This window comes from Nodularia sp. UHCC 0506 (genome assembly GCF_034931045.1).
Taxonomy (GTDB): domain Bacteria; phylum Cyanobacteriota; class Cyanobacteriia; order Cyanobacteriales; family Nostocaceae; genus Nodularia.
The window spans coordinates 26,116-39,300 of record NZ_JAYGHH010000054.1; the positions used below are offsets into that span (position 1 = coordinate 26,116).

Sequence of the window (13,185 nt, forward strand, 5' to 3'; positions counted from 1 at the left end):
CCATTGCTGTTTTCTCCAAATTGTGAAATTGATGACTGTCAAGAATACTTAACCCTGGAACTGAGTTTTGGTGAAGTTAAGCACATTACCAGTGGTTACAATTTAATGACGCAAATTTATGAGCAGACTTGTTTGAATAAGCGGTGTCTTAACTACAAAGAACCCCTACCTCAACACCAGCGTTGTCCCCTTTGTCACAAACTCACCCGCAAAGCTGTGATTGTGAAAACCCTGTCTGAAGAAAAGTTTGAGCAGCCTTTTCTCACCCAGTTTTCCGCCCCAATGGTGAAAGTAACGATGAACTCAAGGGCGCGGGAATACATCCAGCAATTTGCTAAAACCACCAGAACCCGTCTGACTCGCAGTGGAGAACCGATTCCCCCTGGTTATCAACAGTTGTGGGAATATTCGAGTAATTTGATTGCTATCCACAGCTTTGGGCATCAAATTATGAGAGCGTTACAGCTAGTGGCTAGAGTTGACCCCAAACAGGTAAATTTTACGGTGGTGCAGGAAATTGGGGAAAATCACAATTACACAGGTTATTTCTATGATACCAGTGATGGCGGCAATGGTGCGGCGGAAGCGGTGTTTAAACATCTGCCAAAACTGGCTGATGCGGCTGGGGTCATAGCACGAGATTGTCATTGTGATACTGGTTGTGCTAAGTGCCTAATTCAACATGGCTGTCCTGATGGAAATTCTGCTTTATTGAAGCAAATGGGTTTAGTGCTATTGGATGCCATAACCTCCGGTCGGTCGGAGACCATCGCCTCCAGTGGGTTGTAGCCTATAGCTTACGAGATGCTGCGCCAACCAGACTGACCCGCAGAATCTCTACACCCGATAAATAATTACATTAAACTGGATAGGAACAGCACAATAACAAAGTTGGTTATTTTCTGTTATTCCCAGTACAATTATTAGTACAAGCTTTTTTAGAGGTTGCACATGAACGTTTCTCTAACTATCGAACTAGAAAAGTGGGTACAATCTAAAGTTGAAAGCGGTATGTATACTTCCGCGAGTGAAGTGATTCGGGAAGGGCTACGGTTACTCAAAGAACAGGATGCCCTGAAACAAATACGCCTGGCTGAATTACGACGAGAAATTGAACAAGGTATTGATAGTGGAGAATCTACACCTTTAAACATGAGTGAAATCATTGTCAAAGCACAACAGCAACGGCAGGAGAAACAGTCTAGATAATGCCCATTCTTCTGAAGAAACCCCTTGCCGAAGCTGATTTGTTAGATATTTGGGATTTTATTGCTAATGAAAGCTTTGAAAAAGCAGACAGTTTTCTACAAAAGATAGAAAGCAAACTCAAAATTCTGGCAGAAAATCCAGGTATGGGCAGAAAACGTGAGGAATTAGTGCCGAGTTTACGCAGTTTTCCAGTAGGAAGTTATCTGATTTTCTATCGTCCCGTCAACCAAGGAATTGAAGTTATCCGTGTTTTGCATGGGTCAAGAGATATCCCCAGCTTTTTTGCTGATTCTTTAGAAGACGAATAAACAAGCTGCTATAAAACTCAGGCGATTTAATTACAAAAATACTACAAAAGACAGTAGCAGCTTATCGCTGCATGGGAGAGATGTAATTTTATCTCCACCATGCCAGTAATTAATCTTGCTGATATTCAACAACTTACTAAAACTCAACAACAAATCTTATTACCCAACCAAAAATATCAGCCAAATCGCTCTGGTTTTGACCCTATGATTGCAGATAACTTCCATTTGCTGATGAAACAATTCTTTTTAGGATTGCCTGTAGAACCTTTATTAAATGCCTATCCTCAAATTGCTCAGTGGCTGACTCAAATACAGGAACTTGCACCAGAACTTTTTCAAACTCGTAAGAAGTTATTAGTCGATAACCCAGTGATTGCACCTCTGGCAATTCAGAGCGATAATTATTTTATTCAAGTTATCACAAATATAGCCTTTAAACAAGGTATTCCCAGACTTTATGAATGGGCTGTGCGTCATCCTCAGTTAAGCTGGCAAGACCGGGTAAAGTTGTGGACTACAGCTAGACAATACTCAGTTATTCCTAACCAAATGCAACTGGTTATTTTAGCAGTACATCCTGTTAAACCACCCCAAAGATTAGATATAAGCTGGAAGCAAAATCAGCATAAGCAGACAGAGCGATGGTTAATTAAATTACTCAGTCAAACTCAAGACAATAATTTAACATCAAATCAAGCCAATCAGCAATTATCATCAATGGTAAATTTAGACGATATTTCTGAAATTAGCATTTAAAAAAACCGCGAAATTCCCCCTCCTCTCAGCAATAGCATAGCGAGGCAGTTCATGTTCATGAGGCTAATGCCTCTGTTATTGGCTCAAATTGATGACAGTGAATGCCCATGAGCCTCAAATCTTGTGAACATGGATGGCTACTACCAGAACTACTCAAGCTAGATGATGAATATCAAGGTAGGTGACAACTCTCGCCGCTAACTGCAAGCAGTGTGCGTTACGCTCTCAAATTCACATAAGAGACTTGCTGCTTCATCGGCTGGGTATTCCCTAAGCCTCCACAGCCAGGAATCGGTAGTTCAACCGACCCACGCTTTAAAAGATTCAATGCTGCATTCCAGTCGCGGTCAATGACCAATCCACAGGAGCAACTATGAACACGAACTGCCAAAGGTTTTTCAACTCTCGCACCACAACTCGAACAATTAATACTCGTCCCTCTAGGGTCAACTCCTGTTGTATGCTTGCCGCGTCTTACCGCTACTGCTTGCATGATTTGGAGGAATGCACCCCATGCAACATCTAGTATAGACTTGGCTAGTCGTGTTCTAGCCAGTCCTTTAATGTTCAGGTTTTCAAAAACAATTAAATCATAAGATTTAACTAACCAATGAGCGACTTGATAATGAAACTCTTTTCTCTGCCTTGCAATGTGCAGGTGAAGTCTTGCAACCTTGTTAGCTTGTTTTTGGTAGTTCTTAGACCCCTTGGTTTTACGTGCAAGCTGGCGTTGTTGACGGGCTAAAGTTGCCTGAGCCTTGCGATAATATTGAGGCACTTCAACGCTTTGCCCATCAGCAGTAGTTAAAAACTTTTCTAACCCCACATCTATGCCAGTGGCAGACTTAATTTCATCAATCGGCAGTGATTCAGGCACAGTTTTATCTTCTAAAGAGAAACTGACATACCATCCATCTGCTTTACGTAAAATTGTTGCTTGCTTGATCTCAAAACCATCCGGGATTGGTCGATGTAAGATAACTTCAATCTCACCAATCTTGGACAGTTTGAGAACGTTACTTGTTAGATGTGTGCCTGCTTTTGGCGAGTTAACACGAGGAAACGTGAATGAAGTTATATCACCACGTTTTTTAAACCTTGGTCTTCCTCCCCTTTTGCCCTTCTTGTCAGGTATTAGCCACCGTTTCCAAGCCTTGTCCAACCGCATTAAATTTTGTTGTTGGCAATCGGCATAGATGTTTTTGTAGTCTGGAAACAGTTGTTTAGTTTGCTTGAGATTTGACGCTTGTGTATAGTAATCAGGTTTGTCTGGAATCTCACCAATTGGCTCAAAAACCAAACTACAACGGTCAATCTGCGACCTTGTACGCCTTAGCCAATCCAGTCTTTGCCCTAGTGCGTAGTTCCAATGACGGCGCAGCAACTCGCCCCAAGTCTCAAGAATGACAACTTGTTCGGGAGTAGGGTTGAGTTTGTACTGGTAAGTGAGTAACATATACTCATAATACCATTTAGTGGCATGAGTTATAACATAAGTCACAGAGCAGTTTATAGCCTAAATATTCATTTAGTGTTGGTGACGAAATACCGAAGAAAAGTAATTAACCAAGCCATGCTCAGACGACTGCAAGACATATTCAAAAGCACTTGCGTCAAGTGGAAATGAACATTGATATTTCCCACTGGACAGAACTATTTCAAGCTTGTGTTAGTAATTTGCCTCTGCCAATTTCCTTACCTAGTGTAGCACTTGCTAATCCTCCTTATTGCCGAATTAATCCCCATTCAAATTTAGAACTGACTCGATTTGAGATGGCGTATAAATGGAGTGAACAAGAAAATGGCAGTTACGTGATTACATCCAAATTGAAAACCCAAGTTGAGCAGGAGTGCTTATTTATAGAGCAATGTTTAAAAAAAGTACAACCGGGTGAAATCGTTTGTGTTTTGGTATCTAACGGAATTTTGTCCTCCTCAAGCCAAGCATACTTTCGCCGATGGCTATTAGAAGATATGGCTTGGCTTATTGCTTCGATTCAGTTACCCCCAGAGAACTTTCAGGTAGAATGTGGACTAGGAATTATCACCAGCTTTTTGATTCTTCAACGTCAAGGCGGAGATTTCCCAGTACCGGAGAATTATTCTATCTTCATGGCACTTGCAGATAAAATCGGTTTTGACAGTCGAGGTCGTCAATTATTCCGTACTATGAGCAATTCACAACAAAACCCAGAAGTTGATAGCGATTTACCTGTAATTTTAGAAGAATTGCAAAAGTTTACTCAAGAGGTATGGCACAACTATAGGACTCCTATTTAATTTCTGAACGGATTTTAAGATAAACGCCTCGTTGGATAAAGATTTTAATCTCAGTATGTTTTCAAAATTCAAACCGGATTCCTATATCTTGATAAGTAATTGCCTGATAATTAATTCTATGGCTACCCCACACCAGCTATCAATGTACCTCACAAGAATCAGAAATTCCATACCCGTTTTCTATCCTTGCAATCCTGGCGTTTGATAGACTCGTGGGGGAAAATTCTCCAAAACATCAGGTTCGCTATCATCAGATTCCGGTGCAGGTGCGACATCTTCATCTGGTAATGGCAACATTCGCCCAGCTGCTTCAATTCGTTCATACAGTGCTTGTGTCAGCATTTTCAGATCAGGAATTGTCATCTGATTTGACAAAGCAGGTTTAACTTGTTTCTCCCAAAGAGTTTCACTTTCGGCGGCTCTTTTTTTATCAGCTTTGGACACGGGAATAATTAAAGGATAGGGAATAGAAGCTTGTCCGCCGGCACTATAACCAGGACTGGTAATTACGCATTTACCTGGCGGAAACTTCAATATTTCATCAGCACTGATTACAGACATTTTTTGCAAGTTCTCAGAGAAGCTAATTGAACGGCTCATTTGTCCGCCAAGCGATCGCCCCGTGGTACGATTTTTAATCAGCACTTCTTTCTCACCGTAGCGTTTGGAGTAATCCTCCGCCGTTTTGTAGTTACCAGGGTTAAATAAAACATGAGTACTACAAGCTGAAGCGATACCTTCGGTAAGCTTCGCTAACGCACTCCCCATTTTATCGCCATAAATATCGTAAAGTTGTTCTAAACTTTGGATACCCAAGATAAAACAAGCACCATTGGAACGATATTCATTAATCCACTGTGGTAATCTGTCTAATTTGATAGATGGCAACTCATCCAAAGAAATAATCAACGGGTCTTTGCGGGGACGGCTCAAATTACCAACAATCATTAAGTGCATGGCAACTGCCAACAGCGGCCCCACCACACTGCGGCGTTCATCATCCAGCTTAAACACCACCATTTCTCTACCTGACAGCTGAGTGGGAATATCCGATTTACCGATAAATGCCCGTAGCAAATCAGCTTGAATAAAAGATGAAAAAGTCCCTGCGGCTGTGGTCAAAATTCCCGAAATAGTCTTTTCGGCATCCTTAGCACTCAAAAATTGAATAAATGAAGTCGCCACCCACTCATCCAACCTTTGAGACTGTACCGCATGGTCAAGACGTTGCACCAATTTCGGCAACCGCAGCACAGCGTACAGCATCGCCATATCTGGGTAAGCTGAACCCTTAACTAACTGCAACAGTGCTTTAGCTAACAAGTCCCCAGCTTTTGCAAAGAACTCGTCACTTTTACCCCCACTGGCAGCATTGCGGTTAATCACTTGGCCTATTTCCCCTGCCATCACCCCATCACGGGCATCACGCATATAATCCAAAGGATTGATGACACCGCTAAATGGTTCACCAGGGGCAAATACACGCACCTTGTAACCATAACGTGCTGCTAAGGGTGCATGGAGTCGTAGCTGGTCTCCCTTTTTATCGTAGAGGATAATCGGGAAACCTTGCTGCATGGAGCTTTCCAGCATCCTGTCGATAGTAGAGTAGGTTTTACCTGACCCAGGCGCACCTATTACCAGTGTTCCCCGTTCAGCATTGGGAAACCAAACTGTCGGTGCTGCACCCAGGATAATTTGTAAATTAGCCATTAACCCCCGTGTTTTGCCTTTAGCCCAATAGCGAGGCGTACCAGACCACAGAGTCACTTTATTGTGTTGATGCTGCTTGATTTGCTGGAGTGCTAAATTAGTTGCTGCTAGTTTTTCGCTGACACCGCAGACTTTACCAGTAGTGATTTTACCTTGACCAGTACCACTGATTTGTAAGAACAGTAAAACAAACAGCATTCCACCGATCATCATCCAACCTTGGGGATTATTATATTCTTGAAGTAACTGGCCAAAGTCGATACTGGCTAGGGGTGCTGGGTAAGGTGACACCTCAATTAATGTTGAGTTAGCAGTAATATAGCTGTCTATTAGATACTTCTGGTAAAGGTTCATAGTCATAAAAAATACGTTTACCAGAAATTTTAGCTACCAAGTCAAAGCTAGGTAATTGACCTGATGGACATTTTTTTAGGGCTTTCACTTAGCTACAATTGCCTGATAAATAACTAAATTTTGAGGCTAACGCCTCATACCTTGGACAATCATTATTTATGTAGTCCAATGGTGAAATCCAAAGTGACAAACAACTCTAATCGCTCCCATCAATCAACTGCCAAAAACACCGCTTCTAAACCTAAAACTCCCAGAACCAGAGCCAGTGATACCGAAGCTTCCACATTTGAAGAAACAGACTTTGAAATTGACCCAGAACTCTTCGATGATCACTATAACCAAGTTCGCAAACCGATTCTTCCCTATGGTATTGTCGTTAACGATAAACCTGCGGGACTTTTGATTCCAGAAGACCAGTTAGAAAAGGCTGGTTGGCTGGATATCCCGGAAGAAGACGATTTAACTACTGTCACCTTGACTGAAGATGTTACCGGACTATTAATTACTGAAGCCAAGGTACTGGTTTTAGGTTTTGCACCAGAGTATATCCGTTATAAATCAGATGTTGAAGATTTGGGTGGTTCCTTTGTGGGGCTTTATGACGATTATAAACATAGCCTTGACAAGAAAACAATGGATGTCTGTTCTGAACACGCATTGATATTTTTGGATGACAATAATCAACCATTACACACTAATCCTGTGGTTGTTCGTTTCAAAAATGTTGCTCTTTGGAGTTTTAAGTCAGTACGTGAAGAATTTTATCGCTCATTAGAGAAGACCTTTGCTGACTATTTCCAAGTACCATTTAGTGGTAAAAGTGATAGATGGCGGAGTTTAGGCGTGCTGGAACTTGAATTCAAAGCAGTTAAAGAAGGTGAAGGCAAGAATAAACATAACTGTTGTAAAACTGTAGATTACACAAAACCCACAGTTGAAAATCTGCCACAACTTTATTTGGGTACACCCACAGCTAAAGCTTTAATTTGGCAACAGCATGATGCCATCGCTGGTTTTAACGAATTGCAATCTCTGCCATCTTTACCCGGCGAATCGGTGTCTGTAGACGTGGAAGTGTTGCAACCAAACAAGAATAGCAAGAATAGAAACAAAACTCAAAATGTGCGTAAATCCAAACCAGCAACCAAGCCACCTCGCAAAATACAAGTAATTGAACATGAAGATGACGACTTCCTGGATGAACTCGACGATTTAGCAGCTGAATTAGACGATGATGACTTTGAATTTCAGGAAGATGATGATGAATAAATCAATGCCATTATATTGCCTGTTTTGAATCGAAAAATCTGTCGTAGTCAAAAAACTAGGGCAGATTTTACCTAGTGAAATAGCAATACGGTTCAATTAGAGCTAAAAACCTGTTATAACTTCTGCAAAAACTCTTTGAAACTCTTACTCTTACTCTTATTCCTGCTCTTCTCCTCCAAAGACGCTAAGGGAGCATCCCAACTTGGAAGACACAAATTTCATTAAGCCCTAAGAACCTGATTCCACAGTTAGACAGAAAAGAGATACTTGCCAAAGTGCGATGCTCCCAACGCTAACGAGACGCTGTGCGAACGTTTTTTATTAATTTTGGATCAATCCTTTCCTTAACGGAACCATATTGAGTTCAATAGGGGTCAAATCAATGCAAAAAAAGGTCAACCTATTAACTTTAAGAACTCTTAGCAGGAGCAAAAAGTTGACTATTAGCAAGTGTATAGCTTTCATCATTGAAACAATAATTTAATTGCCGCAGTTGCTTTTGTGCTGTTTGCAGTACCTGAATACATGGTAATGCCCTCCCTCGGTTTTCTCCCACTGCCAACAACTGACTTCCTGGTGGTAAATTGGGCGAAAAATAACGCAATAATACCTGAATTATTGGTTGATTTTGTCTGAACCAGTAACCAACATACAAACAACCCAACTTCCCGCAAACATCTGGAGTGTTGAAGTCAAAAACTGTCAACTTGCCGTCTTTTCCGGTAACACTCCAAGCTCGGATATTTTTAGCAGCAGCTTGGGGATTTAACTGGGTGTTTTCTACAATTACTTGTGACAATACAGAAGCAGGTACAACATTAACAGCCGGATTCCAAGTAACGGTTGCCGCATTTACGCTACAGCCTCCTAAACCCATCAACATAGAAAGCAGTAAAAAGATACTTAAACCAACACGAAACCAATATACCCAGTAACGTATCCTCATGGAAGGTTTTGGTAATTGATCATCAGTGGTATTCACTGTTTGAGATTGTTGAATCAAGGCAGAATCAAGAGCTTTTGTCTCTTCTGCTGTAGCTTGTCCCAAGTGTGTTTTTGAATACAACTTAGTCTCAGGTATTTGGTTGATCTCATGGGGTGAAACAATCGAAGGTTTAGCTAAATTTGTCATCAGTCTTCCCTCCTATTTTCAGGATTGCTTGAGTTTAATTAAATGCAAATCGCTGTCCACTGGGGACACAGGTGAGGGTTTGACTGTGGTCATGGCTGTGACGATAACTAGCTAAAGCAGTTTTGCCGTAATCTTTCAGGCTAAGACGACCAAAAGCATCAGAACCGCTTCCATCAATTAAACTGTAATTACCACCAAAATGCTTTTGAGCTACTCGCTCAATCAGGCGATTGCCAGTAAAATGCTGCCCGGTAGTGGGGTCAATTTCAGCTTGAGTTACCTCGATTTTATCAGCCATATCAGCCAGAAATGCCTGTTCTTGGTCAGCCATCGGAAAGAACTGAAACAGTTCCGCCTCTGTAGGTTTATACCCTTGCTCGACTCGACTCAGAAACTCTTGTCCTCCTGGTTTAGCAACAATTAACTCCACTGCATAGGGGTTATAACTCATGAACTGGTAACGACCAAGAGCGCGACCACAATTTAAACCCTGATCCGCACAAGTATACACACCGATAGCTTTGTCATCTCCACTACCAGCACTTTCAATTTTTGCAATGGCATTTCCCAGCGAACGCAGATTGATCCCATCCCCTGATTGACTGCTCATTGAGCCATGCGGACTGGTGAAATTGCAAGGATTCATTTGATTTGTCGCTGTCGCATTTTCAGCAGAATTACTACTCACCTGTGTTTTTGCACCCGTTGGTATAGAAGTCGTCTGGGAACTCGACTGACTCCCACTGTCCAAATTGCCGACAAACATCAAAGCATTGACCTTGTAACTGAAAAAAGGAATTGGCCCAATAAAGTAAGGTGTACAGCCCATCTGCCAAGCACAAAAGCGCAAGAATAAAGCTGTATCTACCGTATCTGTAGTTTCATCAGGTGCCATCACCACTACTTTAAAAGCTTTACCAAAAGGTAGCCTTCCTGTTGGTTCCCGACCGTTGTTAACTGCCTTGAGGATACCCCAGCCCCCTTCTACTTCCTGGTATTTACCGGAAATCCACTGCTTACCTTCGAGTAAACTGCGCTCGCCACGACCTGCATTTTCTAAATCATCTAGTTCTAAATAAGCGCAGTCTCTTTGAGTACAAGGCACAGAAAACCCTTGCACGTCTGAGCCAGAAATTGTCCGGTTACGCCGATTTTCGGCTCGTCCATACACTGCATCAATCCGCATTACCAAGTTACCAATTTTCGTGATTGGATTGGGCATCAATGCTAACGGTACTGCCCCCAAACCAGGAATATTTTTGACAAAACTGTTCATCCAATTGCTCAATTCTTTGATTTGGACTGCATCTACATTAGGAATGGCAGTGAGCGGAAACTGTGATAAATCAATTTCTTCTAATTTCCTTTGTCCAACTTCATACTGTGTTAATACTTGAGCTAATGTTAAATTAGATGCAGCAATTCCCTGAGACTGTAGTAACTTAACAACAGGTGTAATGTCTTTAACTGATGTCTGCGCTAATTCTGGAACAACTTCAGCTAAATGGCTCAATGTCTGCTCACCAATCAGGGGAAATTCACTCAAGGGTACTTTGTTTAAATCTATACTTTCAAAGTCGTCAGTGGTCTCTGTCCAGGTGCGAAGGGCGATTGCCTGCGGGTGTGCGCGGAGCGCAATCGCCTGCAAAGAAAACTCCTCTGCCTGGAAAGCTTCGCTGATATCTCCCAACTTCAAATACTGGTCAGGAGTCATACCCACATTCCAAGTGCGACTCAGGTCATAACCCAGAGCTTGGCTGTAGGGACTGCCATCAATTGCACCAGATTGACCGATTCCCGGTAATTGGCTCAGAGAAATCCGGTTCCAGTCTGGCAGCAAAATTTTAGTTGCAGGCAATCGAGATTGCGGATTTGCCACTTCTACAATTTTAGTTGGTAAATTGCCATCATCAAATCTATTGCTTAAAGCTGGTGTCGCCACAGCATAAATCATAAAACTAATGACAACCAGAATAAATATCCATGTTTTGGGGATGTTCATGATTCCGATTTTCCAACTGGTAGAGTCGTGATGCCTAAAGCCCTTTGGCAATTTAAAATGCAAACTCAAAATGCACAAAGATGCGGTTTTTTTATTTTGAATTTTGCATTGATAATTTTGAATTGATTTGACGTAAATCCAAAATCCAAAATTAAGTGACACCCCAATTAGCTCCCGTATTTGCGTGAACACAAACTATATTTCTGGTTACTACTGGAGTGGAGATTTCCGCGAAAATATGATTCACCGGAGTCCTCGCCTCGTAGAAGCCCCTGCATTTATGCATGGGGGTAAGGGGCAGGCGATTTCATAAAGCCTCCGGCACGCTAACGCGAACGTTGTCAAAATAGTTTCAAAATGCATACGAGTAACCATCTTTTTTGTGAATTGCTGAACAATATTTGTAGCTAATGCCTGAGATTCTTCCCCTTTTGGTAGCGATGTCAAAACTGCCTGTTGCACGACACAGAATACGTCCGACATATTCGCCAACTTTTTTGCCATTGGTGACAACCGCTTTGATGATGTCTCCGGTTTGAAAACCAAAATGAATTTGTTTATTTGTGCGGTGACGACTCGGAAAACCAAATTTGTCAGTACCGCACATTTGGCGACTACCATGACCATTGGCTGTAATTAACAACGGTTTAACACCTTTAATAATTAGTTTGGGTGTTGTTTTACCAACACAAACTGCATCTAACCAGTGAGTTTTGTCTAGCTTTTGTTGGCTACGATTAAATTTGGTCAAACCTCCAGAACCTGTTTCTACTGATAACCCTGTTTCTTTTAAAGCTTTGAACAATGCCCATCGAGTTGTATTAACTGCGGCGGCATCAGCCAGGGGTCTTTGAGCTTGCGCCAAGATTCTAGTTAATTTGGATGGGTCTTTTTTCAGAAAATCTTTAATATCTTTAGTTCCTTTTTTGGTGTTACATTTCCCGCAACTTAAAGTAAGATTCGTAATCGAATTACTGCCTCCTTTGGCTCTTGGGTGAATGTGTTCTATCTGTAGTGGAACGTCTTTAACTCCGCAGTAAGCGCATTGTCTACCCCACTTTTCTAGTAGATATTCTCTTGTTTCGTAACCCGCCAAAGTGCCTTGTTGGTACTCTTTCCCTTGAATTTCTGGGTTACGTATTAACTGCATATCAAAGCGTACTAGTTCTTGGCTGATAGCCTCAATCGGTGCGAGTTTACGCAGTTTCTCAACCCATGTTTTGATATTGTCAACACGACTTTGCAAACTTGGTGCTAACCATCCCTCTGGACGTGTTCTATTTAAAAATCTGGGCTGTCTGTAACGAGTTTTTCTAGCACGTCTACCACGTCTTAACTGTCGCCTAGATGTTAAAGCATCTCTAATTGCAAAGCCTCTATGCTTCAATTCGGCTGCAAATACAACTTCCCCACTAGTATCGTTGACTAATGCAATCCCTGTTACTTTTGCACCAGGGTCAAGCTTTAATCGCAGTGGTTGAACAGTTACATCTGGCTGAGATTCTTTGAGAATAATGGTGAAAGGAAAACGACGAAATACCGCTGCTTTTTTGTTCCTCAATAACTGTCTTGCCTGTGCTGAGTGAATGGGATAAAGCGGTCTTTTGTGAGTATCTAAAACAAATACTTTGCACATAAAGTGCCTCCTTCTCAGGGTAATGTTAGCTTCGATAAAGTTAGAGGTCGGTACTATATTGAGAACACTGGTTTAACCCTGTAAGCCTGTTTAATTCTCAATTTCTAGAGCAGGGAACTAGCTACGCATTCCCTGGTAGGTCTTAAACTCTTGCCTCTAACGTAGCCAATTAAGGCTTAATCTGGTCAGATGTGGGACTTTTTCAAGCCCCGCCCTTTAGGGCTGGGGTTTCTGACAATTCTAGCTCTGGGGATGCTGACTGTTGACTTTTTAAAGACTGATAACCAGAACCAGAACTATATCCTGGCAACTTAGGATTGGGATGAGCCGCCGATTCTGTATAAGGTGTATCCCCAAAGTTTACTTCAAAGACATTCTCTTGATAACCATCTTGAAAATTATCTGTTACCCAAGCATTATCAGTATCTTCAGAAATTGATTGTTCCACACTGTCACCTTCAGATTGATAACCACTACCAGTCTTACCAGAGCCACTTGGCTCATCATCAAGTTGTTGGTTAATTGT

12 protein-coding genes and 1 pseudogene are annotated in these 13,185 nt (G+C 41.7%); 7 read left to right on the forward strand and 6 right to left on the reverse strand.

Features of this window, described 5'->3' with window-relative positions; all coding sequences use genetic code 11:
• The 4 genes from VB654_RS21695 to VB654_RS21710 all read left to right on the forward strand — a co-directional run.
• Nucleotides 1–789: DUF1998 domain-containing protein (locus VB654_RS21695; protein WP_323215870.1), on the forward strand; the 789-nt coding region annotated here is incomplete at its 5' end.
• A 162-nt stretch (nucleotides 790–951) separates the two neighbouring features.
• Nucleotides 952–1,209 (forward strand): type II toxin-antitoxin system ParD family antitoxin, encoded by a 258-nt coding sequence (locus VB654_RS21700; RefSeq protein ID WP_323215871.1) that lies wholly within the window; start codon nucleotides 952–954, stop codon nucleotides 1,207–1,209.
• Entirely contained in the window at nucleotides 1,209–1,517 is a 309-nt protein-coding gene (locus VB654_RS21705; RefSeq protein ID WP_323215872.1) for a type II toxin-antitoxin system RelE/ParE family toxin, read from the forward strand. The genes VB654_RS21700 and VB654_RS21705 overlap by 1 nt, the downstream gene beginning before the upstream one ends.
• A gap of 99 nt (nucleotides 1,518–1,616) precedes the next feature.
• Entirely contained in the window at nucleotides 1,617–2,273 is a 657-nt protein-coding gene (locus VB654_RS21710) for a hypothetical protein (RefSeq protein WP_323215873.1), read from the forward strand.
• A 217-nt stretch (nucleotides 2,274–2,490) separates the two neighbouring features.
• On the opposite strand, the gene VB654_RS21715 is transcribed toward VB654_RS21710, so the two are convergent.
• Entirely contained in the window at nucleotides 2,491–3,774 is a 1,284-nt protein-coding gene (locus tag VB654_RS21715) for a transposase (protein WP_323215874.1), read from the reverse strand.
• Between VB654_RS21715 and VB654_RS21720 the strand changes: the two are divergent.
• A pseudogene (locus tag VB654_RS21720) lies at nucleotides 3,730–3,897 on the forward strand (transposase); the annotation flags it as partial. The gene VB654_RS21715 and the pseudogene VB654_RS21720 sit on opposite strands and share 45 nt — an antisense overlap.
• On the forward strand, nucleotides 3,897–4,553 hold the full coding sequence (locus tag VB654_RS21725; protein ID WP_323215875.1) for a type I restriction endonuclease subunit M: 657 nt from the start codon (nucleotides 3,897–3,899) through the stop codon (nucleotides 4,551–4,553). The pseudogene VB654_RS21720 and the gene VB654_RS21725, both read left to right, overlap by 1 nt.
• A gap of 180 nt (nucleotides 4,554–4,733) precedes the next feature.
• On the opposite strand, the gene VB654_RS21730 is transcribed toward VB654_RS21725, so the two are convergent.
• Nucleotides 4,734–6,620 (reverse strand): type IV secretory system conjugative DNA transfer family protein, encoded by a 1,887-nt coding sequence (locus VB654_RS21730; protein ID WP_323215876.1) that lies wholly within the window; start codon nucleotides 6,618–6,620, stop codon nucleotides 4,734–4,736.
• A 183-nt stretch (nucleotides 6,621–6,803) separates the two neighbouring features.
• On the opposite strand from VB654_RS21730, the gene VB654_RS21735 reads away from it, so the two are divergent.
• Nucleotides 6,804–7,889, forward strand: a complete 1,086-nt coding sequence (locus VB654_RS21735) for a DUF5895 domain-containing protein (RefSeq protein ID WP_323215877.1) — start codon at nucleotides 6,804–6,806, stop codon at nucleotides 7,887–7,889.
• Nucleotides 7,890–8,298: 409 nt separating this feature from the next.
• Here VB654_RS21735 and VB654_RS21740 read toward each other — a convergent pair whose 3' ends face one another.
• The 4 genes from VB654_RS21740 to VB654_RS21755 form a co-directional block, all read right to left on the reverse strand.
• The gene (locus tag VB654_RS21740) at nucleotides 8,299–9,021 is read right to left on the reverse strand and encodes a hypothetical protein (protein ID WP_323215878.1); all 723 of its coding nucleotides are present in this window, start codon (nucleotides 9,019–9,021) and stop codon (nucleotides 8,299–8,301) included.
• A 34-nt stretch (nucleotides 9,022–9,055) separates the two neighbouring features.
• Nucleotides 9,056–11,023 (reverse strand): M23 family peptidase, encoded by a 1,968-nt coding sequence (locus VB654_RS21745; protein ID WP_323215879.1) that lies wholly within the window; start codon nucleotides 11,021–11,023, stop codon nucleotides 9,056–9,058.
• Nucleotides 11,024–11,375: 352 nt separating this feature from the next.
• The gene (iscB, locus tag VB654_RS21750) at nucleotides 11,376–12,659 is read right to left on the reverse strand and encodes an RNA-guided endonuclease IscB (RefSeq protein ID WP_323215880.1); all 1,284 of its coding nucleotides are present in this window, start codon (nucleotides 12,657–12,659) and stop codon (nucleotides 11,376–11,378) included.
• Nucleotides 12,660–12,861: 202 nt separating this feature from the next.
• Nucleotides 12,862–13,185, reverse strand: a 324-nt coding sequence (locus VB654_RS21755) for a hypothetical protein (RefSeq protein WP_323215881.1), incomplete at its 5' end; no start/stop codon positions are given.